Origin of the sequence: Tersicoccus phoenicis (assembly GCF_001968835.1) — a bacterium.
Classification (GTDB): Bacteria; Actinomycetota; Actinomycetes; order Actinomycetales; family Micrococcaceae; genus Tersicoccus; species Tersicoccus phoenicis.
In genome coordinates this window covers 1-542 of record NZ_MRDE01000093.1, presented here as the reverse complement: position 1 = coordinate 542, position 542 = coordinate 1, and the positions used below count along the sequence as shown (strand labels likewise).

Sequence of the window (542 nt, the reverse complement as noted above, 5' to 3'; positions counted from 1 at the left end):
CTGGGACGGTCAGCTCGAGGAGTCACCACCCCACCATCATCGGTGCCGGCATCAGCTACGGTCATCGTCATCTCGGATCTCGTTCCAATCTCGCCCCATACAATGGGAAGCACATCAACCCTGTTGTCTCACACCATCCTGACGCACAGGGCCGAGGCGCTGCGCTTCAAGGGGGATGGCTCCGCCCCCTGCGAACGGATCAAGCACTGCAGGAAGTTCGCCGTTGTTGCTCTTACGAATCTCGTCCCTGGCTTGACGAAGGAGTGTCTCATCGTTGCTGTTCTCCCACAGCACGAGCTTCTCAATCAGTGCGTGAAGCCGCGCCCGCTCGGCGTCCTGCGCCTCAACGGACGGAAACTGCTCTGGGTGAGAGGACGGATCATCGACCAACCCCTGCGTGTCAGGGTTGGGTGAGTCCACCGGTTCATAGCAAGTCCGCCTCGCGGGGCGAGTTGAAGGATCACCAATCTGATGAGCATGAGTTCCCCGGTCGCGCTGGTCGCGGCAGAGGATGGAGTCGTGAGCTCCTCCTCGATCCCTGA

1 protein-coding gene is annotated in these 542 nt (G+C 60.7%); it reads right to left on the bottom strand.

Going from position 1 to position 542, the window contains the following annotated elements:
• Positions 1-114 precede the first annotated feature (114 nt).
• Positions 115-542 (bottom strand): hypothetical protein (locus BKD30_RS16535; RefSeq protein ID WP_218189321.1); only part of this gene is annotated, 428 nt, incomplete at its 5' end.